23 protein-coding genes and 2 tRNA genes are annotated in these 24,479 nt (G+C 68.2%); 13 read left to right on the forward strand and 12 right to left on the reverse strand.

What is annotated here, in order from left to right; genetic code table 11:
- Positions 1–27: 27 nt before the first annotated feature.
- The 6 genes from ACI3KT_RS04455 (at position 28) to ACI3KT_RS04480 (ending at position 5,168) form a co-directional block, all read left to right on the forward strand.
- On the forward strand, positions 28–576 hold the full coding sequence (locus ACI3KT_RS04455) for an ArsR/SmtB family transcription factor (protein WP_404902767.1): 549 nt from the start codon (positions 28–30) through the stop codon (positions 574–576).
- Positions 576–1,808 (forward strand): MFS transporter, encoded by a 1,233-nt coding sequence (locus tag ACI3KT_RS04460; protein WP_404902768.1) that lies wholly within the window; start codon positions 576–578, stop codon positions 1,806–1,808. The genes ACI3KT_RS04455 and ACI3KT_RS04460 overlap by 1 nt, the downstream gene beginning before the upstream one ends.
- A 61-nt stretch (positions 1,809–1,869) precedes the next feature.
- The gene (locus tag ACI3KT_RS04465; protein ID WP_404902770.1) at positions 1,870–3,183 is read left to right on the forward strand and encodes an acyltransferase family protein; all 1,314 of its coding nucleotides are present in this window, start codon (positions 1,870–1,872) and stop codon (positions 3,181–3,183) included.
- A gap of 30 nt (positions 3,184–3,213) precedes the next feature.
- A complete protein-coding gene (locus ACI3KT_RS04470; protein ID WP_404902772.1) occupies positions 3,214–3,798 on the forward strand; it encodes an RNA polymerase sigma factor in 585 nt (194 codons plus the stop codon).
- Complete coding sequence (locus ACI3KT_RS04475) at positions 3,795–4,670, forward strand: hypothetical protein (RefSeq protein ID WP_404902773.1); 876 nt, start codon at positions 3,795–3,797, stop codon at positions 4,668–4,670. Before ACI3KT_RS04470 ends, ACI3KT_RS04475 begins: the two co-directional genes overlap by 4 nt.
- A 66-nt stretch (positions 4,671–4,736) precedes the next feature.
- The gene (locus tag ACI3KT_RS04480; protein ID WP_292904044.1) at positions 4,737–5,168 is read left to right on the forward strand and encodes a hypothetical protein; all 432 of its coding nucleotides are present in this window, start codon (positions 4,737–4,739) and stop codon (positions 5,166–5,168) included.
- A gap of 56 nt (positions 5,169–5,224) precedes the next feature.
- On the opposite strand, the gene ACI3KT_RS04485 is transcribed toward ACI3KT_RS04480, so the two are convergent.
- Positions 5,225–5,297, reverse strand: a tRNA-Glu gene (locus ACI3KT_RS04485).
- Positions 5,298–5,450: 153 nt separating this feature from the next.
- On the opposite strand from ACI3KT_RS04485, the gene ACI3KT_RS04490 reads away from it, so the two are divergent.
- Positions 5,451–6,089, forward strand: coding sequence for an MBL fold metallo-hydrolase (locus ACI3KT_RS04490; protein WP_292904046.1), 639 nt, complete (start codon positions 5,451–5,453; stop codon positions 6,087–6,089).
- Positions 6,090–6,091: 2 nt separating this feature from the next.
- Positions 6,092–6,979 carry an aminoglycoside phosphotransferase family protein gene (locus ACI3KT_RS04495; RefSeq protein ID WP_292904048.1) on the forward strand — a complete coding sequence of 296 codons (888 nt, stop codon included), beginning with the start codon at positions 6,092–6,094 and terminating at the stop codon, positions 6,977–6,979.
- A 53-nt stretch (positions 6,980–7,032) separates the two neighbouring features.
- Here the strand turns inward: ACI3KT_RS04495 and pepN are convergent, their stop codons facing one another.
- A complete protein-coding gene (gene pepN / locus ACI3KT_RS04500) occupies positions 7,033–9,525 on the reverse strand; it encodes an aminopeptidase N (RefSeq protein ID WP_404902775.1) in 2,493 nt (830 codons plus the stop codon).
- Between the two features lie 124 nt (positions 9,526–9,649).
- Here pepN and ACI3KT_RS04505 point away from each other — a divergent pair, with 124 nt between their 5' ends.
- Together ACI3KT_RS04505 and ACI3KT_RS04510 are read left to right on the forward strand one after the other, a co-directional pair.
- Positions 9,650–10,114 carry a MarR family winged helix-turn-helix transcriptional regulator gene (locus ACI3KT_RS04505; protein ID WP_292904052.1) on the forward strand — a complete coding sequence of 155 codons (465 nt, stop codon included), beginning with the start codon at positions 9,650–9,652 and terminating at the stop codon, positions 10,112–10,114.
- On the forward strand, positions 10,111–10,968 hold the full coding sequence (locus ACI3KT_RS04510; RefSeq protein WP_404902776.1) for a 3-hydroxyacyl-CoA dehydrogenase: 858 nt from the start codon (positions 10,111–10,113) through the stop codon (positions 10,966–10,968). Before ACI3KT_RS04505 ends, ACI3KT_RS04510 begins: the two co-directional genes overlap by 4 nt.
- Positions 10,969–11,023: 55 nt before the next feature.
- Here ACI3KT_RS04510 and ACI3KT_RS04515 read toward each other — a convergent pair whose 3' ends face one another.
- The 3 genes from ACI3KT_RS04515 to ACI3KT_RS04525 all read right to left on the reverse strand — a co-directional run bounded on the left by ACI3KT_RS04515 (position 11,024) and on the right by ACI3KT_RS04525 (position 13,896).
- Positions 11,024–11,983, reverse strand: coding sequence for a DNA topoisomerase IB (locus ACI3KT_RS04515; RefSeq protein ID WP_292904056.1), 960 nt, complete (start codon positions 11,981–11,983; stop codon positions 11,024–11,026).
- An 80-nt stretch (positions 11,984–12,063) separates the two neighbouring features.
- A complete protein-coding gene (locus ACI3KT_RS04520; protein ID WP_404902778.1) occupies positions 12,064–12,558 on the reverse strand; it encodes a hypothetical protein in 495 nt (164 codons plus the stop codon).
- Positions 12,559–12,654: 96 nt separating this feature from the next.
- Positions 12,655–13,896 carry an MFS transporter gene (locus tag ACI3KT_RS04525; protein ID WP_404902871.1) on the reverse strand — a complete coding sequence of 414 codons (1,242 nt, stop codon included), beginning with the start codon at positions 13,894–13,896 and terminating at the stop codon, positions 12,655–12,657.
- An 80-nt stretch (positions 13,897–13,976) separates the two neighbouring features.
- On the opposite strand from ACI3KT_RS04525, the gene ACI3KT_RS04530 reads away from it, so the two are divergent.
- Positions 13,977–14,825 carry a hypothetical protein gene (locus ACI3KT_RS04530; RefSeq protein ID WP_404902780.1) on the forward strand — a complete coding sequence of 283 codons (849 nt, stop codon included), beginning with the start codon at positions 13,977–13,979 and terminating at the stop codon, positions 14,823–14,825.
- A gap of 15 nt (positions 14,826–14,840) precedes the next feature.
- On the opposite strand, the gene ACI3KT_RS04535 is transcribed toward ACI3KT_RS04530, so the two are convergent.
- Both ACI3KT_RS04535 and fdhD read right to left on the reverse strand, forming a co-directional pair.
- Positions 14,841–17,153 (reverse strand): FdhF/YdeP family oxidoreductase, encoded by a 2,313-nt coding sequence (locus ACI3KT_RS04535; protein WP_292904062.1) that lies wholly within the window; start codon positions 17,151–17,153, stop codon positions 14,841–14,843.
- 19 nt (positions 17,154–17,172) lie between these two features.
- A complete protein-coding gene (gene fdhD, locus ACI3KT_RS04540) occupies positions 17,173–18,060 on the reverse strand; it encodes a formate dehydrogenase accessory sulfurtransferase FdhD (protein ID WP_404902872.1) in 888 nt (295 codons plus the stop codon).
- A 102-nt stretch (positions 18,061–18,162) separates the two neighbouring features.
- Here fdhD and glp point away from each other — a divergent pair, with 102 nt between their 5' ends.
- Both glp and ACI3KT_RS04550 read left to right on the forward strand, forming a co-directional pair.
- Positions 18,163–19,407, forward strand: a complete 1,245-nt coding sequence (gene glp, locus ACI3KT_RS04545; protein ID WP_404902781.1) for a gephyrin-like molybdotransferase Glp — start codon at positions 18,163–18,165, stop codon at positions 19,405–19,407.
- A complete protein-coding gene (locus ACI3KT_RS04550) occupies positions 19,404–20,285 on the forward strand; it encodes an NTP transferase domain-containing protein (RefSeq protein WP_404902783.1) in 882 nt (293 codons plus the stop codon). The genes glp and ACI3KT_RS04550 overlap by 4 nt, the downstream gene beginning before the upstream one ends.
- A gap of 45 nt (positions 20,286–20,330) precedes the next feature.
- Here the strand turns inward: ACI3KT_RS04550 and ACI3KT_RS04555 are convergent, their stop codons facing one another.
- The 5 genes from ACI3KT_RS04555 to ACI3KT_RS04575 all read right to left on the reverse strand — a co-directional run bounded on the left by ACI3KT_RS04555 (position 20,331) and on the right by ACI3KT_RS04575 (position 24,448).
- A complete protein-coding gene (locus ACI3KT_RS04555; RefSeq protein WP_292904068.1) occupies positions 20,331–20,720 on the reverse strand; it encodes a bleomycin resistance protein in 390 nt (129 codons plus the stop codon).
- Positions 20,721–20,882: 162 nt separating this feature from the next.
- A tRNA-Gln gene (locus tag ACI3KT_RS04560) sits at positions 20,883–20,954 on the reverse strand.
- A gap of 110 nt (positions 20,955–21,064) precedes the next feature.
- Positions 21,065–21,562 carry a lipocalin family protein gene (locus ACI3KT_RS04565; RefSeq protein WP_404902785.1) on the reverse strand — a complete coding sequence of 166 codons (498 nt, stop codon included), beginning with the start codon at positions 21,560–21,562 and terminating at the stop codon, positions 21,065–21,067.
- A 165-nt stretch (positions 21,563–21,727) separates the two neighbouring features.
- Positions 21,728–23,233: a glutamate--tRNA ligase gene (gltX, locus tag ACI3KT_RS04570; RefSeq protein WP_404902786.1), complete on the reverse strand. Its 1,506-nt coding sequence runs from the start codon at positions 23,231–23,233 to the stop codon at positions 21,728–21,730.
- Positions 23,234–23,245: 12 nt separating this feature from the next.
- A complete protein-coding gene (locus tag ACI3KT_RS04575; protein ID WP_404902874.1) occupies positions 23,246–24,448 on the reverse strand; it encodes an MFS transporter in 1,203 nt (400 codons plus the stop codon).
- Positions 24,449–24,479: the final 31 nt, after the last annotated feature.

Here is a 24,479-nt window from a genome sequence, read left to right on the forward strand (position 1 = left end):
GGGGAATCGCTTCTAGCGTGTACTCCCGTGGAAGACATCTCTTTGATCACCGCGATCCACCACCCGCTGAGACGGCGGATCGTCGACTACCTGCACCTGTACGGCACGACGCAGGTGGGTGCCCTCGCACGCGCCCTCGACAGCCAGGTCGGCAGCGTCAGCCACCACCTGCGGATGCTCGAACGTCCCGGTGTCGTCGAGCGCGTCGAGGATCCGAACGGCGACCGGCGCACCAGTTGGTGGCGCCTCGCTCGCCGCGGCATGACCTGGTCGACCGACGACTTCGCCGACTCCCCCGCCGATGCCCTGCTCGCCCGAGAGGCGCAGCGCCAGGGCATCCGCATGCAGATCGAGCGGCTCCAGCGCTGGCATCGACGCAATAGCGACTCCCCGTACTCCGACTACGACGCGTTCAACACCGAGACCACGGCCTGGGCGTCGCCAGATGAACTGCGCGACCTCTCGGCACGTCTGCTCACGACGCTGAACGAGTGGAACGCGTCCATCGACGCCGAAGACGGGACCGAACGCGCGCCCGTCTTCTTCTTCGCCCACGCGTTCCCTTCGGAGCCGTGATGGCCATCACCGAACCCACCCTGATCACCGAGCCTCCCGTCTTCCGACGGGACGTGCGCGTGCACGCCTGGATCGCCGTGAAGGCTCTCTCCGATGCCGGCGACGCCCTCTGGACGATCGCTCTCGCCTGGACGGCCGTGCAGATCGCCTCCCCGGCCGTCGCTGGGCTCATCGTCGCCGCCGGCACCGTGCCGCGCGCGATCGTGCTGCTGTGGGGCGGCGTGATCGCGGATCGAGCCGATCCGCGGCGGATCATGCTGCTGTTCAACGTGCTGCGCATCGGCGTGCTGATCGGCGTGGCCCTATGGGTGCTGGCCGCTCCGCCCAGCGTGATCGTGCTGCTCGTGGCCGCGGTCGCGTTCGGCGTGTGCGACGCCTTCTACGAGCCCTCGGCGGGCACGATCGCCCGGCAGCTCGTGAGGGCGTCCGACCTTCCCTCCTACGGCGCCGTCGCACAGACCGCGTCCCGGCTGGGAACCATGGCGGGATCGGCCGCAGGCGGCGTGCTCGTGGCGTATCTGGGCCTGAGCGGAAGCGCCTCTGCGAACGCACTGACCTTCGTCGTGGTCGTCGCGTTCATCGCCATCTGGCTGCGCCCGCGGTTCGTCCTCGCGAGGGCTCCGAAGGAGTCGGCGCTGCGCGGCATCGGACGAGGGTTCGCGCACCTGCGAGAGGAGCCGACGACGCGGACACTCGTGATCGCTTTGTCCGGGCTCAACCTCGCCGTCGGCCCCGCCGTCGGCATCGGACTCGCGCTGCGTGCGCACGACGAGGGCTGGGGAGCGCAGGCGGTCGGGCTGTTCGAAGCGCTGCTGGGTCTCGGCGCCGCACTCGGCGCGGTGTGCGTGGCCCGCTGGCGACCACGGCACGAGGCGATAGGCGGCTTCCGGGCACTCGTCGTGCAGGGGGCGGCGATCGTCGCCCTCGGCGTCGGCCCGATCTGGACGGTGGCCGCGTCCGCGTTCGTGATCGGCTGCACGGCCGGATTCGCGTCCGTGCTGCTGAGCGCCACGTTCTCGGCCACGGTCGACACCGCCTATCTGGGGCGCATGGGATCCCTCACCCGTCTCGGCGACGACTGTCTGATGCCGCTCGCGATGGCGGCGTTCGGAGCGCTGGCGACCGCCACCGCTCTGTGGGTTCCGTTCGCGATCTTCGGCGGCGCGATGATGGCGCTGATGGTGCTCCCCCTGCGCAACCCGATGTTCCGCGCGATGGCTCTGCGTACGTAGTCTCCCTCTTCTGCGTGCGATGGAGCCGGAGCGGGCGGATGGCGTCACTAGAGTGATCGGCATGAGCAGCGCCGCCCTCTCCTCGAAGCCCCGATCTGCACCCGCGGACCGCGACCTCACCCTCGATCTCGCTCGCGTCGCATGCGTCGTCCTGGTCGTGTTCGTGCACATTCTGTTCACAGGAGTCGGCCGCGCCGCTGACGGATCACTGCTCATCGAACGGACGGTGGAATCGCAGCCGTGGTTCACCGCTGCGACGTGGTTCGCCAACATCATGCCGTTGTTCTTCGTCGTGGGCGGCTACGCCGCCCGAGCGGGCTGGCGTTCCACCGTCGCTCGCGGAGACTCTGCAGACGCCTTCGTGCGGGTGCGCCTCGCTCGGCTCGCACGCCCCGCGGTGCCGCTGTTCGCGTTCTTCACGCTGGCGCTCGGCGTCTGCCGTCTCCTCCGTCTCGATCCCGCGTTCGTCGACACCGTCGCGATCGGCGTGGGGTCGCCGCTCTGGTTCCTCGCCGCCTACATGATCGTGCAGGCGGCTGCGCCGCTGATGATGCGCCTGCACGCGCGATACCGCGGCTGGGTGCTGCTCTGGCTGTTCGCTGCCGCGGTCGCCGTCGACGCTTTCCGGTTCTTGTTCGTCGGGAGCGTGCTCGGGATCGACGCCGTGCCGTCCACCGGCTACGGCCTCGGGCAGGAGCTGTTCGGCATCCCCAACATCGCCTTCGTCTGGCTGTTCGCTCAACAGGTCGGATTCTTCCTCTTCGACGGCTGGTTCGCGAAACGGACGTGGTCGCAACTCGTCGGACTCGTCGCTGCGGGCTATCTGGTGCTGTGGGGCCAGGTCTCCCTCGGCGGCTATTCGTGGAGCATGCTGGGCAATCAGTGGCCGCCGACCGCGACGATGGCCGTGCTGGCGGTGGTGCAGGCATCCGCTCTCACCCTGCTGCACCGTCCCCTCGCAGCACTTATGCGCACCCGGAGCGCGCAGGGCGCGGTGTTCGTGATCGGCTCCCGGCTGATGACGATCTACCTGTGGCACCTGCCGGTGATCATGGTGCTCATCGGCATCGAGTTGATGCTGCCGTGGCCTTTGCCCGCCCCGGGGAGCGCCACGTGGTGGTGGACGAGACCGCTGTTCCTCCTGCTCGTGCTCGCGACGGTCTGGGTGCTGTCTCTGTGGCTGGTCCGCTTCGAGACGGCGCCGAAGCCGGGCATCCAACGCTTCTCGTCGACCACCGCGACGTCAGCGGCCGTCGTCCTGTTCATCGCCCCGACGATCGCGATCACGGCATACGGGCTCGATTTCCCGCTCGCCCTCATCGCGCTCGTCTGCACCCTCGCCTCGCTGTGGCTGACCGGATCGAAGAAGATGTGACCTTCTCGGGCGGTCCGGACATTCCCTGATATGGAGCAGTCGAGCGACGAGGAGATCTGGCGGCGCGTGCTGGACGGCGACGCCCGCGCCTTCGCCCTGATCTGGGATCGACACCGCGATCGTGTGTTCCGCGCACTGATCTCCCTTCGGAGTGAGCCGACGGACGCCGAGGATCTGTCCGCAATGACCTTCCTCGAGCTGTGGCGCAGGCGTCGCCAGGTGCGATTCGTCGACGCCTCGCTGCTGCCCTGGTTGCTCGTGACCGCGCACAACGTGCACCGCAACGCCGCGCGGGCGAGGCGACGGCACCGAGCGCTGCTCTCCCGGGTCCCGGCGGCGGAGCACGCTCCCGACCCGGCCGACCTCGTGGCCGACGGGACACCGCTGACCCGAGCTGTGCGCGAGGTGCTCGACGCCGCACGCCCCGACGACCGCGTCCTGCTCGCATTGACCGTGCTCGACGGGCTCACCGTCCGAGAAGCCGCACTGGCTCTGGGCATCGGCGAGTCCGCCGCGAAGATGCGCCTGTCCCGTCTCCGACGACGTATCTCCGACGCGGCGGAACCCGTGAAGACCGCGGAATCCGCGCCGATCCTGGAAGGAGAGATCACATGAGCGCACAGTTCAACGCCGAGCGATCGGCCGCGATCAGGCTGCTGCTGATCGAGGACGTGGCCGCGTCGGCGCCGAGGCGAACCCGCCCGGGGCTGGTCGCCGGGTTGCTGCTGATCGGCATCCTCACGGGTGCGGGCGCCTCGACAGCAGCTTTCGCGGCGACGGGCGGCTTCGTCACGCCTACCATCGCCCAGCCGAGCAGTCAGCCTCAGCCGGATCTCCCCGACGCCCTCGAGGCACCACCGGGAACGACGCCCGGAGCGCCGCTGATCTCGCTCATCGGCGCACCCTCCGCGCTCTCGGTCGCGGCCCCGACCGAGTATCCGCTCGCAGCACGGCCCGACGGCGTGACGCACGTCCGCGTCACCGTCACCGCGTTGACGCCCGGCTCCATCAGCTGGGGAACGGATGCCGACGGCAACAACCCTCGCGCCACGTTCAACAGGGGCGACATCGGCGGGCCCGGCGACACGACCTGGTACGACTTTCCGCTGGACGACACCACCGGAACGTTCTTCGTCACACCGGCGGACGGCCTGACCGCGACCGTGTCGTTCCAGTACCTCAACATGACGCCGACGCATCTGAAGAGGAACGCCGCCGGCCAGACCTACGGTCTCGACGGGGGGCCCGATGGCGTGCCCGATCTGGTTCTCGTCAGCGGAGTCTCACCCGAGGGGGAAGCGGTGCTCGGCTACGCGCGATCCGGAGAGCTCAACGCGTTCAGCCCCGAGCACGCATCTCAGCCGTCGGATCCGGAGGAAGCGCTCGCCTGGCAGGAGGAGCGCGAACGGGACTATCCGAGCGGGTGGGACATCCCCGTGTTCGAGAGCGACGGCACGACGCGGATCGGAACGTTCCACGTCGGATGAGAACGTTCCACGTCGGATGAGGTGGGCGCCGTGCGCTCCCGTGGCGGGGCGCGATAGCGTGTCGGCATGAACCGACGGCGGCAGGCACGGTGGACGACTCCCGTTCTGGTGCTTGCCGCGCTGCTGCCCGCCTCGGGGTGCGCGATGAACGCCTGCCCTGCCGTGGGATACAGCTACGACGGTCCCGCCGTCATCAGGTTCGCGCCCGTTCTTCCTCCGGCAGCGACCGTGGCCTCCTGCTTCGGCGAGGAATGCACTCCCGCCGCCGCAGTCGCCGCATCGGGCGACTGGAAGGTGCCTCAGGAGGCGCCCTACCTCCCGGCAGGCAGCATCGCCGCCGGAGAGATCCGCTCTCTTCGCGTCGTCGCCGCGACGTCGAGCGAGGTCCTGGTCGACGGCACGTACGAGATTCCGATCGAGATGGAACCGGAGGGCGTGTTCGGGCAGTGCCCGGGGCCGTTCCGCTTCGAACCCGTCGCCGTCGAGTGGGAGCCCTGAGACCGCGTCGGAGACGACGAAAGCCCTCGGCGAACCGAGGGCTTTCGTGTGTTGTGTGACCCCAGCGGGATTCGAACCCGCGTTACCGCCGTGAGAGGGCGGCGTACTAGGCCGCTATACGATGGGGCCAAGTCTTGCAGAGCGTTTCCGTTCCGCGACAACTCATAAAGTATGACATGCGATTTCATACCTCGCCAAATCGGCGCGGGCGGACGCAGGATCCCGGGCGTGGCGCAGCAGACGGGGTTTGCTCCTGCGGCGAATCAGGAGTTGACTCATCGCATGCGCGTCACGAAGTTCGAACATGCCGCCCTCCGCATCGACGAAGGAGGCGACACTCTGCTGATCGATCCGGGTTCGTTCACATCGCCGATCGACGACCTCAGCGGTCTCGTCGCCGTGGTGATCACGCACGAGCATCCCGACCACTGGACCCCTGAGCATCTCGACCGCATCCTGCGAGCAGCACCCGGCACGCCGATCTACGCGCCGTCCGGGGTGGCCGGCGCGGCCGACGGGTACGAGATCACCGTCGTCTCCCCCGGCGATACTGTGCAGGCCGGCGCGTTCACGCTGCGGTTCTTCGGCGGCCTGCATGCGGTGATCCACTCGTCGATCCCTGTCATCGAGAACGTCGGCGTGCTCGTGAACGACGAGTTCTACTATCCGGGCGACTCCTACGCCCTGCCCGACGAGGTCGAGGTCGGCACGCTCGCCGCCCCGCTGGGCGCACCCTGGCTCAAGATCGGCGACGCCATGGACTACGTGCTCGCCGTCAAGCCACGTCGTTCGTTCGGGACTCACGACATGACATTGTCGATCGCAGGGAAGACCATGCATCGGCAGCGTCTCCAGTGGGCGACGGAGCAGAACGGCGGCGAGTTCTTCGTGCTTGAGCCGGGCGAATCGCTCGACATCTGAGAATGGCGGACTCCCCCGCCGCCGAACACTCGGCTTCCGAGTCCGATGTCCGCGCGCTTCTGCGCGCCGCCGCACCGGATCTCGTCGAACTGCCCCTGTGTCTCGTCGCCGAAGGCTGGGACAACGCGATCTGGAGGCTCGGCGATGACCTGGCCGTACGGATCCCCCGCCGCGACGTGGCGGCACCGCTGATCCGGCACGAACAGCGCGCACTACCGGTCATAGGGCCTTGGCTGGCCGAGCTCGGCGTGCTCTCCCCGGTGCCCGTCGTGAACGGCCAGCCGACGTCGAGTTTCCCGTGGCCGTGGTCTGTGACCCCGTGGTTCTCAGGCGAACGCTCGCTCGGCATGTCGAGAGAAGACAACGGCGTCTGGGCTGCAGATCTCGCCCGCGCGCTCGGCGCCATCCACCGTCCGGCGCCGGATGACGCCCCGCCGAATCCCTTCCGCGGCAACCCCTTGGTGACGCGCGACGGAGTGATGCGGGAGCGGCTCGCGCAGTTCCGCGACCAGCCGGCCCTGCACGATGCATGGGCAGCAGGCCTGGCCGCACCCCTCTCGACCGAGCGGGTCTGGATCCACGGCGACGTGCATCCCGGAAACGTCCTCGTGCGCGACACGCACCTCGCGGCCCTGATCGACTTCGGCGACGTCACAGCCGGCGACCCCGCTTACGACCTCGCCGCGCATTGGCTGCTGTTCGACCGGGCGGGTCGATCGGCGTTCCGCGACGCGACGCACGATCGCTACGACGGCACGACATGGACGCGTGCCCGCGCCTGGGCCGCTTACCTCACCCTCGTCTTCCTGACGCAGAGCGACGACCTGCCCGAGTACCGCGAGATCGGGACGAGCACCGCAGCCGAGCTCGCCCTCCCCGCATCGAGGTGATGCGCGTCCAAGCCGCGGGTCGTTGAGCGAGCGGAGCGAGACGAAACGCAGCGTCAACGACCAGCGGCGGCGGGATGCCTGGCAGCACCTCGCACCCGCAGATCCCTCGCGAGCTGATCGCGCTGCTCGATGACGATGCGCCGCAGCGCCGCAGGGGCGTCGTCATGAGCCGCGAGCCAGGCGTCGACGGGCGCGAGCGAATCGGCTGCAGGAAAGAGCCCGACGACGAGACGCTGAGCGAGCTCGATACTGCGCGTGCGCCAGGCATCGGCGATCCGCTCGAAGTACTCCGCGTCGAAGCCCGCGATCAGGTCGCGACGCCCGCCCGCACGGAACCCGGCGATGGAGGCGTCCAGATGGTCGTTGCTGAGCGTGAGATCGTTCCAGGCGGCATCCCACGCCTCGGCGCGCACCGTCGCGAGCGGGCGTGATGCTGCGGCGCGCCTGGCGGCGGTGCGTCCACTGCCGGTGTCGTCGCGCTGGGCCTCGGCCGCGATGTCGTCCGTCGAGGCGTGCCCCGTCGTCACGAGAGCAGTGAGCAGCTGCCACCGCAGGTCGGGGTCGACGGTCAGCCCCGCGGGCGCCTCATCGTCGAGCATGGCCCTGATCTCGAGGTGGCGTGCATCGTCGAAGGCGGATGCCGTCGCCACCGCGCGCGCCCACGACAGCTGCGCGTCGCTTCCGGCGTCAGCCGATTGCAGGGCGTTCCATGCGCAGTCGAGCCACGCGCGCTGGGCTGTGCTCTGAGCTTCGGACACCACGAAGTGCCGCAGGGCGAACGCCGCGTTGCCGAGGACGTCGACGAGCAGGCCGATGTTCGATTCCGCAGGAGCATGCGCCTGAGCGATCTCGAGGAAGCGCACGGCGTCGAGTTCGCCGTCGCGGGTCGAGTTCCACAGCGACGACCAGACGAGCGCTCGTGCGAGCGGGTCGTCGATCGACGACAGCGACGACGCCGCGGTCTCGAGGGATCGCGCGTCCAGCCGGACCTTGGCATAGGTCAGGTCGTCATCGTTGAGCAGCACGAGGGCCGCGTCAGGCAGCTCCACCTCGGTGCGTTCGTCGGTGATGTCCACCGCGACCTGCGACTGGCGCACGAGCCGCCCCTCGGTCCATCCGTAGAGACCGACGCGCAGACGGTGTGGACGGGGATCGCTCTGTACGATCACGCGGCCCTCTTCGAGCCACAGAGTCGACACGCCCGACGTCTGGAGCCAGGCTTGCGACCAGCCGCTCATGTCCCGCCCCGACACCTCGCTGAGCTGCACGAGGAAGTCCTCGAGGGTCGTGTTGCCGAAGGCGTTCGCCGCGAAGTACCTGCGCGCCCCTTCGAAGAACGCCTCGTCGCCGACGAACGCGACCAACTGCTTGAGCACGGCCGCGCCCTTGGCGTAGGTGATCCCGTCGAAGTTGAGCTTCGCCGCCTCCAGGTCGGTGATGTCCGCGACGATCGGATGCGTGGTCGGCAGCTGATCCTGCTTGTAGGCCCACGCCTTGCGGCTCGCGGCGAACTTCACCCAGGCGTCGCGGAATCGCGTCGCGTCCGCCGAGGCGTGTGCGCCCATGTAGTCCGCGAACGATTCCTTCAACCACAGGTCGTCCCACCACTTCATCGTCACGAGGTCGCCGAACCACATATGCGCCATCTCGTGCAGGATCGTGTTCGCACGGGCGGCGCGTTGCGCCTCCGTCGCTGCTCCCCGTGACAGATAGGCCTCGGTGAAGGTGACCAGCCCTGGGTTCTCCATGGCGCCGAGGTTGTACTCGGGGACGAAGATCTGGTCGTACTTTCCCCAGGGGTACGGGTAGGCGAAGGCATCCGTGAAGAAGTCGAGCCCCTGCCGTGTGATCTCGAGGATCTCGTCGGCTTCGAGGTGCTGCGCCAGCGAGCGCCTTGCGAAGACCTTCAGTTCCACGCGCTGCTCTTCGCGCTCCCAGAGACCGTCGACACGGGAGTAGGGGCCGGCTGCGACGCTCGTGATGTAGCTGGAGATCGGCAGCGTCGGTGCGAACTCGACCCGCTGTACACCGACACCCGCATCGATCTTGACGGGCGTCTGGTTGGACAGCACCTCCCACCCGGCCGGCGCATCCACGACGAAGGTGTACGCCGCCTTCATATCCGGCTGCTCGAAGCAGGCCATGACTCGTCGCGAGTCGGCAGGCTCGTACTGCGTGTAGAGGTACGTCTGGTCATCGGCCGGATCGTGGAAGCGATGCATGCCCTCGCCCGATCGGCTGTATGCACCGGTCGCCGACACGACGACGACGTTCGACCCCCTCAGTCCTGTCAGCATGATCCGTGCGCCGTCGTAGACGACGGGAGCCTCTTCACCGTTGACCGTGACGCTCTCGACGGATTCGCCTATGAAGTCGAGCCACGTCTCCGCCTCGATCGCATCGAACTCGAGCGTGGTCGTCGTCGGGAAACCCGTGCGGGCACGTTCGGGAGCTCCGGTCAGGTCGAGTTCGACGCGGATGCTGCGCACGGAGACCGTAGCGGATCGCGCCGCGGTCTCCTCACGGGTGAGGTTGGCTGTGTCCATGCCTCCATCCTGTCATCCGCGCCCCTCACTCCCCTCGCACGACCGTGACGCTCACCTCGCACGCCCGTCTGTTGCGGAATGCAACAGTCGGGCGTAGTGTTGCATAAAGCAACAGGAGGCAAGAATGGGCACACGACGCACGGACAGCGAAACCGTACTCCGCTCGCTGGTCGCCATCTCACGACGCGGCCTCGTCGACGCCCGCTTCGGCGACGCGCCGCTCTCGGTGACCGACCAGTCGATCGTGATGGCGATCGCCGAGCAGCCCGGCATCCGCTCCACCGACATCGCGAGGATGTTCCGCCTCAACCGCTCCACGGTGTCGCGTCAGCTCGCGGGCCTCACCGCTCTCGGCATCGTCTGCGAAACGGATGCCGGAACCGGACGCGGGCGCCCGCTTGAGCTGACGCCCGCGGGGGCCGCCGCCTACCGCGGCACGCTCGATGCACTGCAGGACGTCATCGAGACGCACCTCACCGCATGGTCGGATGCCGAGGTCGCTCGGTTCGCGCACGATCTCGACCGCTTCGACCGTGCTGGCGAAGAAGGAACCCGACCCACAAGGTCAACACAGAAGGAAGAGAAATGAAGAACATCACCGTTCTCGGCACCGGCGTCCTCGGATCGCAGATCGCGTTCCAGACCGCCTTCCACGGCTTCGACGTCGTCGCATACGACATCGACCAGGCGGCGCTCGAGCGCGCGTCCGAACGGTTCCGGGGACTCGCCGCGCGATACACCGCCGACGGCGTCGCAGGCGCTGCCGACGGTGGAGCGGAATCGGCGATCAGCCGCATCCGGCTCACGCATGACCTCGCCGACGCCGCCTCTGACGCGAACCTGATCATCGAGGCCGTCCCGGAGAACCTCGCGCTCAAGCAGGGGATCTATCGCACCCTCGCCGAGGTCGCACCGGCGAAGACGATCTTCGCCACCAACACGTCGACGCTCCTGCCGAGCGACATCGTCGACGCGACGGGTCGCCCCGACCGATTCCTCGCCCTTCACTTCGCCAACGAGATCTGGTCGCACAACACGGCCGAGGTCATGGGCACACCCGCCACAGACCCCGCCGTCTACTCCGAGGTCGTCGAGTTCGCCGCGCAGATCGGCATGGTTCCGATCGAGATCAAGAAGGAGAAGGCCGGCTACCTGTTGAACTCGCTTCTCGTGCCGTTCCTCCAGGCCGGCGCCGAGCTGCTCGTCGACGGCATCGCGGAGCCTGCGGCCATCGACGCGACCTGGCGCATCGGCACCGGGGCGCCGAAGGGCCCGTTCGAGATCTACGACATCGTCGGCCTCACGACCGCGTACAACATCTCGCGCATGGGCGACGAGAAGCAGCAGAAGTTCGCCGATCTGCTCAAGGAGCAGTACATCGACAAGGGCAAGCTGGGCGTCGCCACCGGCGAAGGCTTCTACACCTACCCGCACGAGGGCTGAGGCGCATCCTCCAGCCTTCGAGCCGGTCGTCGCCCTGTGCGACGGCCGGCTCCTGTCATCCCAGAAGTCTGCGGATCGCCGTCTCCGGCGACACCGAGAGATCGAGCGTCCGACCGCGCGCGTACTCGCGGAACACACGCGGATCGATGTAGCTCCCCCGCGCGACCGCCGTCGTGTTGCCGAGACCCGATGCCGTCGCCTGCACCGCCAGCCGCTCGGCCCGCCGGCGATCCTGCCGCGCCTGCATAGGTCCGATGCGGGCGAGCGCATCGGCGGCGAGGATGGTGCCGTGCAGCGTGCGGAAATCCTTCGCCGAATACGACGCCCCCGTGAGCTCGCGCAGATACGAATTCACCTCTGCCGGGGTGATCCGCACTCGCCGACGGCCCTTTCGGTAGGCGAGCAACGGCGCCCTCGGCGATCCCGCTGCGAAGTCGGCGATCGCGTCGGCGAGGACGGCGTCGGTCACCTCGACCGACGCCGTCCGTCCGCTTTTCGCGGGGAAGCACAACGAGACCGACGGCCCATCGACGCGGACGTCTCGCCGCTGCAGGGTGGTCAATCCCCGGCTTCCATGGCGGACGAGGTATCGCTCGGATCCGACCCGCAACGCGGCATCGTCGAGCAGCCTGAACGCGAGTGCCAGAGCGCGCTCCCTGGTGAGTCCGTCTGCCCGCAGGCTCCTGGTCGCTCGCCGCCTCGCCGTCGGCAACGCCTCGGCCAGGCGCAGGGCTCGCGAGAACTTCCGGCGGTCTCTGCGCACCCGCCAGAGCGGGTGGTAGAGGTATTGCCGACGGCCCGCATCGTCCGTGCCCACCGCCTGGATGTGAGCCAGCGGATCCGCGGCTATCCACACGTCCGTCCACCGAGGCGGGATCACCAGGTCCTGGATCCGCTCGCGGTCAGCCGCCGAGACGGCCTGCCCGTCTTCGTCGACGTAACGGAAGCCGGATCCGGAGCGCACACGGCGGAAGCCGAGGTCCTCTCCGGGGATCACCCGCACCAGGCTCATCATCGCCCCCTCCTCACATCATCGACGACTCTTCCTCGTCGGTCTTCGGATGTGGAGGGAGTGGCGCGTGCGAGCACCACCTGCTAAGGCCGCGGGCCCGCGGGCGCGGCGAACACCGCTCGCATGTGATCGCTGGTGAGAAAGTCGGCGATGCCGATCATGATGAGGCTGAAGACGATCTGCTCGGTGACCATCCACACGGGGTACAGTCCGGGGATCGCGGCGAGCACGAGCGTGATGACCGGGAAGATCTGCGCGAACAGGCGCAGCCGCACGTAGGCCCAGCGCCACCCGAGCGAGGCGCGCCAGGCGAAGTAGAACAGCGTGGCGGTCATGCCGAGCACGACGACCGTACGCATCCAGACGCTGAACGGCACAGTGTCGCCTCCGGCGGCGAGAATCAGTGCGACCACGACGGCGCCGATTCCGAGCACCAGCTCGGCCACCAGCAGCCAGAGTATCCACCGGAAGGAACGGCGGGTCTTCGGATGCCGTCGGGATTCCTCGTCGATCGCATACCCGGCCTGGCGTCCGCCCGCGATGCGATCGAGACGGAGGAACAGCGATTCGAACGGCATGCCCGAAGCCTATGCGGCGGCGCATCCCTATCCATCATCCGAACGATGGAGATGCATGCCGTCGTGCCGCGAAGCCCGGCAGCGTCGCCCCGCGAATCAGACCTGAACGGCGACGCCGTTCGCGGCGGGATCGAGGACGCGCTCGAGCACGAGAGCGAGTACGCAGACGAGGACCGCACCGGCGACCATCGCCGCGATGAACCACCCGCCGAGCCCCTCGCCCAGCATCACGCCTGCCACGAGCGGTCCCGTGATCGCTCCTCCTTGGAACGCGGCGGAGTTGATCGCGTTGTAGCGCCCTCGCGTGGCATCGGTGGCGAGGTCGTTGTAGATCGCCGGAACCGTCGGCTGCAGCATCGTCTCACCGAACGCGAACACGCCCATGTACGCGATGACGCCGACAGCCGCGGCGAGCGTGCCGGGAAGCAGTCCCGCGCCGCCCAGCAGGAGCCACGACGCGGCCCAGATCACAGCCATGAGCTGCATGACACGGGTGCGCCGCCGCCCGGTGATGAGCTTCAAGACGGCGAACTGCAGCAGCACGATCACCGCGGTGTTGACGGCGAACGAGATGCCGACGACCTGCGTGGACACCTCGGCGACCTGTCGCGCGAAGGCCGGGAAACCCGCCTCCATCTGGCCGTAGCCCATGAAGACCGAGAGGAACGTGAGAGCCGTGATCCAGAGCACGACCGGACGGCGGAGGATCTCGCGGTACCCGCCATGCTCGGCTGGTGTGTCCGCTTCGTCTGGCTGCGTGCGGACGTGCCGGAGAGGTCCGAGCAGCAGGCCGAGCGGCACCAGGCACGTGACGGCGTCGATCAGGAAGATGGTCGTGAAGGTGCTCGGATCGTCGACGTTCACGAAAAAGCCGCCGATCACCCCTCCGATGCCGATGCCGAGGTTCACCAGGGCGAAGTTCACGCCGAAGTACTGCTGGCGGACCTCGCCGTCGACCACGGTCGCGATGAGGGCGTTGAAGCCGGGCCAGGAGACGCCGAAGTTCACGCCGATCAGCATGACGGCGACCGTCGCGACGAGCGGATGCGTGGCGAAGGCGAGCAGGACGCAACCCGCGATCATCGCGATCAACCCCGCGATCAGCACGCGTCTGGCGCCGATGCGGTCGATCAGGGTGCCTCCCGGCCCTGTGACGATCAGCCCGGTGATCGCGATGAGGCTCATGAGCGCACCGGAGAATCCCAGATCGAACCCGCGCACTTCATGCAGGTAGATGATCGTGAAGGGCAGAGTCATGCCTCGTCCGAGCGTCTGCACCGCCACCGTCGACAGCAGCCACCGCCCCTCTGCAGGCAGGGCGTTCCAGAAGCTCCTCATACCGACCACCAGTGCATTCTTGCGGATGCCGCCGACATGCTCGCTTTCCCCAGGCCCGCGGGTCTGGAATCATCCTGTCTATGGCCATGTCTTTCGAGGAGTTCCAGGGTTCGCTGCTGAACGCCGACCAGCGGGCTGCGATGGGCATCCACCTGACCGACGCTGAAGCGCACGCCGTCTACGCGGAGGCGGCGACCGCGCAGGCCTGGTACTCGTATTGGCTGTCGACGCAACCGGCATCCGCCCCGCCCGCGGAATACGTCATCGCGCCCGCGCCCTACCCAGGGGCCTCCGTCGATCAGCCCACCGTGCCGATCTCCGACCCCTATGCCGCGCAGCCCACGGGACTCCCGACCGCGACCACGTCCTATCCCGACTTCGCCTCGTCTATGGCTCCCGCTCCCCCGAAGAAGAAGCACACCGCCCTGTGGGTGATCCTGTCGATTCTGCTCGTGCTGATCCTCGCCGTCATCGGCACGGTGGTCTTCGCATTCGCCACGGCCCGCCACTGGACGGCGATCGACGTGCCCGAGCATCCGGAGACCTTCCACACCGAGGAGTACGACACCGGGCTGTACGACGTCACGATGGACGAGATCAACCCGTGCTGGGTGAACCAGGACTGGACGGACTGCACCAACCTGTACGTGGCCTCGTACAACGCCGCGTGCAGCGGTGTCAGCCTGACCGACAGCGGGTCCGCCGTCTGCACGGACTACGCCGACATGATCGAGCAGATGAAGGCGCAGGACGGCGAGGGTTACTACGTGGAGACGCTCGGCGGGTACGGAGGACTGCATCAGACGGCCGAGCGCGCCACCCGCGAGGTGTCGAACAACGACTACACGCCCGCAGAGACCCACGAAGCGGTGTGCTACCTCGGCTTCATCGGCGAATGCGGAACCAGCACCCGCACGACCACGGGCTGACGGACTGCGACGTCGTCAGCGCGAAGGCGACACGGTCACCTGAAGGCTCTTCATGAGCGGCTGATCGCTCTGAGCGCTGAAATCTCGGTGACCGATGAGCACGTTCATCTCCGGCATGTAGCCGGCGGCGCTGCCTCGAGGCAGGTCGTACGCGACCGCCCGGAACCCGCGTACCGCACGCGTGGAACCGTCTTTCGACGTCGAGACGATGTCGACCGGATCGCCCTCCGCGATTCCGCGCTCGCTCATGTCGTCGGTGTGCATGAAGATGAGCTCGCGGATGTTCTTGACCCCGCGATAGCGATCGTCGTTCGAGTAGATCGTCGTGTTCCACTGATCGTGCGAGCGCATGGTCTGCAGCACGAGGGTGTCGGCCGCGGCAGGGATCACATCGGGCAGCGGTGCGTGGGAGAACTCGGCCCGGCCCGAGTCGGTCCCGAATTCCCTCTCCCTCGCCCCCTGCGGGATCCGGAACCCGTGCCGATCGCGGACGAGACGGTTGAAGCCCTCGAACCCGGGGAGCACCTGGGCCATCACGTCGCGGATGCGATCGTAGTCGGCGACATACTCGTCCCAGGGCGTGCGCGTGTCCGGCAGGGTCGCTTTCGCCATCCCGGCGATGATCGCGGGCTCCGACAGGAGATAGGCGGATGCCGGCTGCTTGCGTCCCATCGACAGATGCACCATGCTCATGGCGTCCTCGACCGTCACCCCTTGCAGGCCGCCGGACTGCTCATCGCGCTCGGTGCGCCCGAGGCAGGGCAGGATCAGCGCCTTCTCACCGTGAACCAGATGGCTGCGGTTCAGCTTGGTGCTCACCTGCACCGTGAGCCGGCAACGGCGCAGGCCCTCCGCGGTGAAGGCGGTGTCCGGCGCCGCCAGCACGAAATTCCCGCCCATTCCGACGAACACCTTCACGGAACCGTCGTTCATGCCGCGGATCGTCTTGACGGTGTCGAGTCCCGGATGCCGTGGCGGGTCGATCTCGCACACCTCGGCGAGACGGTCGGTCCAGGCCGGCGGCCGATGGTCGATGCCGCACGTGCGGTTGCCCTGCACGTTGCTGTGGCCGCGGATCGGCGAGGGTCCCGCGCCCGGCCGGCCGATGTTCCCGCGGAGCAGCAGAAGATTCACGATCTCGCGGACGGTGTCGACCCCGTGCTCGTGCTGGCTCACGCCCAAGCACCAGCTGATCACCGTGCGCTCAGAGGCGAGGTAGACCTCGGCCGCCGATCTGATCTGGGCCTCCGACAGACCCGACTGACGGATGAGGTCAGGCCATTCGGTGGCGTCGACCAGCATCCGGTACTCATCGAAGCCTTGCGTATACTGCGCGAGGAACGCACTGTCCAGAGCGCCAGGGTCGCTCTGCGACCTCTCGAACAGGACCTTGGCCATGCCGCGGATGAGCGCCAGGTCGCCGCCGGGACGCACCTGCAGGTTCATCGTGCCGGTGTCGGTGCTCTTGAACAGGGCCATGTCGACGAACTCGTGCGGGACGATGGTCCGGGTGGCCCCGGCCTCGATCAGGGGGTTCACGTGGACGACCTGCGCGCCCCTGCGAACCGCGTCCGACAATGCCGTGAGCATGCGTGGGGCATTCGAGGCCGCGTTGACGCCGAGAACGAAGAGAGCGTCGCACTGCTCCCAGTCGTGCAGATCGACCGTACCCTTGCCGGTCGCGATGGAGGCGTTCAGCGCCCGCCCCGACGCCTCGTGGCACATGTTGGAGCAATCCGGCAGGTTGTTCGTCCCGTACTCGCGCACCATCAGCTGATACAGGAAGGTCGCCTCGTTGCTGAGTCGGCCTGACGTGTAGAACGCGGCCTCGTCGGGGCTGTCCAGTCCCCGAAGCTCGTCGCCGATTACGGCGAAAGCCTCGTCCCAGGAGATCGGAAGGTAGCGATCCGTCTCCGGGTCGTAGGCCATCGGCTCGGTCAGACGCCCCTGATCCTCCAGCTCGAAGTCCGTCCAGTCGGCCAGCTCCGACACCGTGTGCTCCCAGAAGAACGCCCGCTCGACGCGCTTGCGCGTCATCTCCCAGGTGACGTGCTTGATGCCGTTCTCGCAGATGTCCAGCTTCAGGTTGCCGAGATCGTCGGGCCAGGCGCACCCGGGGCAGTCGTAGCCTGCGATCGGGTGGTTCATCTTCAGCATCGCGAACGGACCTGCGATGGGCTCGCGTTCACGCAGCACCACGCGGCCAACCGACGCAGCCGCACCCCAGCCGGCTGCGGGGTGGCGATACGGCTTGCGCGACCACGGTCGATCCGTGCGCGGTCCGTACCCGCCCTGCCGCGGCTCGGCAGGAAGCAATCCGAATGCCATCCCCCGAGGTCCTCGATCCTCAGTGCTCACCGATCATCGCCCCTTCGTTCACCGTGTCGCGTGCCGTGGCGCGCGTGATCCTGATCCGCTGCGCGTGCGCGTAGACGTTCATGCTCCGCCCGCGGACGAAGCCCGCCAGGGTCAGCCCGGAGCTCTCCGCGAGCTCGACCGCCAATGACGACGGCGCTGAGACCGCTGACAGCACCGGAATGCCGGCCATCACCGCCTTCTGCACGAGTTCGAAGCTCGCCCGCCCCGACACCTGCAGCACCATGGCGCGCAGAGGCAGTCGCTCGTTCAGCAGCGCCCAGCCGACGACCTTGTCGACGGCGTTGTGCCGCCCCACATCCTCTCGCAGCACGAGCATCTCTCCCGTGGCACCGTCGAAGAGCGCCGCCGCGTGCAGTCCGCCAGTCTTCTGAAACGCGTCCTGACCGGCCCGCAGCCGATCGGGCAGGCCGGTGATCCACTGATCGTCGATCTCGAGTCGGTCCCCGCCGACGTCGTAGCGCGAGACGGTCGAGACGGCGTCGATGCTCGCCTTCCCGCACACGCCGCACGAACTGGTCGTGTAGAAGCGTCTGGCGTCGTCGGCCGTCGGCAGGTGCACCCCGGCACCCAACGCCACATCCAGCACGTTGTAGGTGTTCTCGTCGCCTCCCGTGCCCGGTCCGCCGCAATGGATCGCCGACCGGAACTCGTCTGTCTGGCCGATGATGCCCTCGGAGACGAGGAAGCCGGCGGCGAGCTCCACGTCGTGCCCCGGCGTCCGCATCGTCACCGCCAATGCGGTACCCGCGATGCGGATCTCGAGAGGTTCCTCCACCGTGAGCGTGTCGGCGCGTCGATCAGCGCCTTCTCCCGCGGTGATGCGGAGTACGGGTCGTCGCGTCGTGATCCTGCCCACGATGCCGACCCTACTCGCGCTCACGGCATTCGACACGACTCCGCGCGCCGTCGCTTCATACTTCAGGGGCACGAGGCGCACTGTGCGCCCGAACGGATACCGTTGACCCATGTCGTCTCCGACGCCGGTCACTCGGCCTCCCCGCGCATGATCACGATCGACGAGCACCGTCAGCGGATCCTCGACGCGGTGACCCCGCTCCCCGCCGAGCTGCTCCCGCTCTCGGCGGCACGCGGGCGTGCACTCGCGGCGGAAGTGCGCAGCCGGTGGCCGCTCCCCCTCTTCGACGCCTCGGCGATGGACGGCTACGCGGTGCGACAGGCGGATGCCGTCTCCGGGGCCGTACTCAGGGTGATCGCCGATGTGCCGGCAGGCGCCCCCGACGACCCCGCTCTGGGCCCGGGAGAGGCGGCGCGCATCATGACTGGCGCCCCCGTGCCGAGCGACGCCGACGCCATCGTGCCGCTCGAGCACACGGATCTGGGGACGGCGGTGCGGCACGACGCGCCGGAGAGCGTGACCGTGCTGACGGCGGCGGCGCATGGGGCTCACATCCGGCGCGCAGGCGAGGATCGCGGGGCGGGAGAGGTCGTCGTCGATGCCGGCGCGGAGTTGAAAGCATGGCAGCTCGCCGCGATCGCCTCGTGCGGATACGACCGGGTGCTCGTGGGGTCTGCCCCTCGAGTCGCCGTGATCTCCACAGGAACCGAGCTCGTACCGCCGGCATCGACGCCCGACCGCGGGCAGATCCCCGAGTCGAACTCGGTGCTTCTCGCAGCGGCGGTGGCCGACGCGGGCGGTAACGTCACCGCTGTGCGCTCGGTTCCGGATGATCCCGCGCTTCTCCGCCGCACCGTGCAGGGCGTGCTCGACGTCGCCGATGTCGTCATCCTGACCGGCGGTGCCAGCGTCGGTGCGTTCGACGTCGTCAAGGCCGTGATGGGACCCGAGTACGGCATCCGCTTCGACAGCGTGTCGATGCAGCCGGGAAAGCCGCAGGGATTCGGACTGCACCACGGCGCGCTGGTCTTCTGTCTGCCGGGCTCTCCGCTCGGAATGGCCGTGTCGTTCGAGGTGTTCGTGCGCCCGGCGCTGCGTGCACTGGCGGGTCACCGCGACGTCGAGCGACGACGGTCGATGATGCCCGCGAGCGGGTCGTGGCGGGTGCGCGCAGGCAAGACGCAGCTTCTCCCCGTCGTCTTCGACGGAGACCGGGTCGAGCCTGCGACCCAGGGCAACGGCTTCCATCCGATCTCCTCCCTGGCGGTCGCCGACGCCCTCGCGATCATCCCCGCCGATGTCGATGCCGTGCTCGAAGGCGATCTCGTGTCGGTGATGCTCCTGTGACCGCCGACCACGGCATCGCGGGTCCTGCGATCATCCTCGCCGGAGGGCGTGCTCGTCGACTCGGCGGCGCGGACAAGCCGATGGTGCCGGTGGCCGGGCGCCCGCTGATCGAGCACGCCATCGAGGCGGCTGCGACTCGACAGCGGATCGTGGTTGTCGGCGGCCCCTTCGAGATCGACGACGATCGCGTCGTCTGGGCGCGGGAGGAGCCGCGCTTCGGCGGACCGGCCGCGGCGCTGGCCGCGGGACTCGACGCTCTCGGCCATGTCGACACCGTCGATTCTCACCAAAGCGACGCAGAGGTGCTCGTGCTGGCCGCCGACCTCCCCGAGGCGGTCCGTCTCGTGCAGCTGCTCGACGCGGCCGCATTTCCCGCCGATGTCGACGGCGTCGTCGGAAGCGATGCAGCAGGGCGCGAGCAGTGGCTCGCGGGGCGCTATCACCTCGCCTCGCTGCGTCGCGCCGTGCACGCGCTGGCAGAGGCCGACGGAGCGTCGATGCGCGATCTGCTTTCGGGCCTCGTGCTCCGAGCAGTCCCTGTCGGCGGAGCGGCGACGGATCTCGACACCTGGGAGGCGATCGACGAGTATCGAAGAACGCACCCGGCGAACAGTGGGAAGGACCACATCATGACCGACTCCCCCTCCGACCTCGAGACGTGGGTGCGCGCGACGGCCACCGATCTCGGCCTGGATCCCGACCAGGTCCCGACCGGACTTCTCCTCGACGTCACGCGCGAGACCGCACACGAGGTGGTACGCCCGGCTGGGCCGGTGACCACGTTCCTCATCGGCCTCGCGGTCGGACGCGGCAGCACGATCGATGACGCCGTCGCGACCGTTCGAGCGCGCATCGCCGAGTGGCCGGGCGGCAGCTGAACGGAGCCGGAGATGAGGTCTCACCTCGTCTCAGCGCCCTCACGATCACCGGGCGAGCGGCGCCCGAGTATGGGGTTCGGCGATGAGAGCGAGCTGATTGCCGTCGGGGTCGACGAGGTAGGCGATGCGCAGTCCCGAACGCTCCACACGCGGCTCGTGCAGCCGCGGGAATCCCGTCTTTCCGATGGGGATGCCGGCAGCGATCGTGTCGCGCCACAGCTCATCGAGGTCGGCGACCCGGATGCTGCAGCGGAACGAGCTCGTCCACGGGTCGAGACCTGAGACCGGGAAGAACTCGAGCTCGACGGATCCGCGCCTCAAGATCATCCAGCCTTCATCGCGGAAGCTCTCGATGAAACCGAATCGCGCGTAGAAGGCGCTCGTCGCGAGGAGATCTCGTGAGGGGAGATTGGGAACGGCACGGTCTCCGCTCACTCCGGCGCCTCGTTCGCGCTCGGTTCGATCCTGCACCGGATCGCATGCAACAGGAACGTCGCGTACCTCATTCGCACTCCCCTCCGACGCTGTCGCACCAGCCGCGGGACGGGCACTTCCCGATACGACAAAACCCCCGGATGACCGGGGGTTTTCATCGTGCTGGGGTACCTGGACTCGAACCAAGAACAACGGAACCAGAAACCGCCGTGTTGCCAATTACACCATACCCCAAGGGCGAAACCGGAGCCTCGCACCGAGATTCAACCTTACCCGACCGGCACCCCGGTGCCAAATCAGCACACGCCGCCCGCGCGTGGCGCGGGATCGAGAAGAAGACCGGCTCAGAACGCGACGACCGCGCCCGACTGCGGCGTGGTGATCCATCCGGTCAGGTCGAATCCCTGGTCACGTGCGGTCTGCAGGAAACCCTCCGCCACCGCGTCGTCAACCTGCGTCTGCCTCGACAACAGCCACAGGTACCGGTGATCCGGCGTGCCCACGAGCGCGTGCTCGTAGTCCTCGTCCACGCGCAGCACCCAGTAGTCGGCGCGCGTGAACGGCAGCCAGCGGAGCTTCTCAGGCAGGAACGACACACGGAGCCGCCCCGGGTGATCCGGATCCGGTATCGCCTGTCCGAGGGCTCGCTCGGGCTCGCCGTTCTTGTCGAGGCAGCGGTTGTCGACTGTCACCGTGCCATCATCGGCGAGCGAGTACTCGGCAGTGACGTCCCGCGCCTCGTCATCCTCGAACCGCAACGGCAGACGCCCCTGCTCGTACCACAGGCCCAGGTACCGTGCGAGCTCGAGCGCGGATACTGAGCGCGCCATCTTCTCGTCCATTGCTGCCTCCTCCGGCTCTTCCTGTCCGAACTTAGAGGGCGCCTCGCGATCCCGCTATGGCCTTGAACCGGTTGCGAACATGTGCCACGGCGCCGCCGGGGTGGGCATACGCGAAAGGGAGAGGCGCCGGCCGTCAGCGCCCCTCCCTCCCGTCGTGTCCTCGCCTCAGCCCGCGAGCTGAGCGGACAGCGCGCGCAGGCGACGCAGCGATTCGTCCTTGCCGAGCAGTTCCATCGATTCGAACAGCGGCGGCGACACGCGCCGACCGGTGATGGCGACGCGCGGAGGTCCATAGGCCACGCGCGGCTTGAGCTCGAGGTCCTCGACCAGGGCCTTTGCGAGAGCATCCTGGATCAGCTGCGGCGTGAAGTCCGTCACCGGCTCGAGAGCGGCCACGCACGCGTCGAGCACCTCGGCGGCGTTCGCCGGCAGCCCCTTGAGCGCATCAGCCTCGTAGGAGATGTCGTCGGTGAAGAGGAAGCCGAGCATGCCGGGCGCCTCGCCCAGCAGTTGCACGCGCTCCTGGATCAACGGGGCCGCGCGGAACGCCAGCACCAGCTGCTCGCGAGTCGGCTCGTCGAACATGCCGGCCGCGGCCAGATAGGGCACGATCCGCTCAGCGAAGTCCTTCTCATCGAGCATCCGGATGTGGTCGCCGTTGATCGACTCGGCCTTCTTCTGGTCGAAGCGGGCGGGGTTCGGGTTCACGTTCACGATGTCGAACGCCGCGGTGAACTCGTCGAGGGAGAACACGTCGCGGTCGTGGCCGATCGACCAGCCCAGAAGAGCGAGATAGTTCAGCAGGCCCTCGTGGATGAAGCCGCGCTCGCGGTGCAGGAAGAGGTCGGCCTGCGGATCGCGCTTGGACAGTTTCTTGTTGCCGGTCTCGCCCAGGACGAGCGGCATGTGCGCGAAACGCGGCACGAAGGTCGTGACTCCGGCGTCGATCAACGCGGCGTAAAGGGCCAGCTGACGAGCCGTGGACGGCATGAGGTCCTCACCGCGCAGCACGTGGGTGATGCCCATGAGCGCGTCGTCGACCGGGTTCACGAACGTGTACAGCGGCACGCCGTTCGGGCGCACGACCACGAAGTCCGGGAAGGATCCGGCGGGGAAGGTGACCTCGCCGCGGATGAGGTCGACGTAGGTGAGGTCCTCGTCCGGCACGCGCAGGCGCAGAGCGGGCTGGCGGCCCTCGGCGCGGAACGCGGTCTTCTGCTCCTCCGTGAGGTCACGGTCGAAGTTGTCGTAGCCGAGCTGCTTCGCGCGGCCGTTCGCCTCGTTGCGGGCGTCGATCTCCTCGGCGTTCGAGTAGCTCTCGTACAGAGCGCCGGTGGCGACGAGCTTGTCGATCACGCCGCGGTAGATGTCGTGGCGCTGCGACTGGCGGTACGGCTCGTGCGGGCCGCCGACCTCGACGCCCTCATCCCAGTCGATCTTCAGCCACGTGAGCGCGTCGACGAGCTGGCGGAAGCTCTCCTCGCTGTCGCGTGCCGCGTCGGTGTCCTCGATGCGGAACACCATCTTGCCGCCGGTGTGGCGGGCGTACGCCCAGTTGTAGAGGGCGGTGCGGATCATGCCGACGTGCGGCAGACCGGTCGGAGACGGGCAGAAGCGGACGCGGACGTCGGCACCACTAGCGGTCGTGGTGAGGGGGTGAGGAGTAGCCATAGCCTTTCGATTCTACGTGGCGCGCCCTCGCGCGAGCGGCGAGAGCACCACGATCGCGACGACGATGACGGATGCGGCGATCCCGAGCCCCGCGTACTGGAAGTTCGACAGGATCACACCAGCGAGCACGGCGCCCGCGGCCGCGCACAGGCTCATGAGGGAGTCGCTGCGTCCTTGACGCCGGGTGCGCAGCTCGGGCGCACTCGATTCGGTGAGCAGCGCTGCGCCGGCGACCGTCGCTGCGCTCCAGCCGAGCCCGAGCAGGATGAGCGCCACGATGACTCCCCACGCCTGATCATTGGCGAACACGGCGAACGCCAGAGCGCCGCCGAGCAGCACCTGACCGATCAACACCACCCGAAGGCGGCCCAGGCGATCCGCGAGGATGCCGAACACCGGTGACAGCGCGTACATGCCGCCGACGTGCAGCGCGATCGTGATGCCAACCAGTGCCGAGACGTCGGCAGGCGTCGTGGCCGTCCCGTGCATCTCGTGCGCCATGTGCGACAGATGCACCGGGGTCATCGCCATGACCGACGCCATCACCACATGCGACCCCGCGACGGCGAAGATCGCATACCGCGCCACGACCGGCCGATCCTCTCGTACGGTGCTGGCGACGGTTGCCGCTGCCCTGGCGAGCCGTTGTGCCGTCAGGAGCGGATCGGGCCTGAGCGCGACCAGATACAGCACGAGGGCGAGACACTGCGCGACGAACGAGAACGCGTAGGACCCCGTCTGCGGCGGCATCCCCAGTGCATGCCCGACGACCTCACCCGGAGCGAGCAGCAACGGCCCCGCCACTCCCCCGATCGTCGTCGACCACACGACGATCGACAGGTCGCGACCGCGATGCTCCGGGGCGGCGAGATCGGTGGCGGCGAACCGTGACTGCAGGTTTCCCGCGTTGCCTGCCCCGATGGTGAGCGTGCCGAGCAGCAGCAGAGGGAAGATGCGCAGCGCCACCGCGAGCACCACGATCATGATGCCGACCAGAGCGAAGATGTTGCCGAGCGTCAGTGCGCGCCGCCGTCCGACGCGGGCTGCCATCCTCGCGAGCGGGATCGAGCAGAGCGCCGGCCCGAGGGTCACGGATGCCGTGGCGAGGCCCGAGAGACCATCGTCGCCCGAGAGATCCGCCGCGAGCAGCGCCCCGAGGGACACTGTGGCGCCGAAAGCGATCCCGCCGAGCACCTGCCCCGCAGAAAGCACCATGACGGTGCGCCGCTGCACGGCCGCCTGCTGC

It is taken from the genome of Microbacterium sp. ZW T6_19 (genome assembly GCF_044987465.1).
Taxonomy (GTDB): Bacteria; Actinomycetota; Actinomycetes; order Actinomycetales; family Microbacteriaceae; genus Microbacterium; species Microbacterium natoriense_A.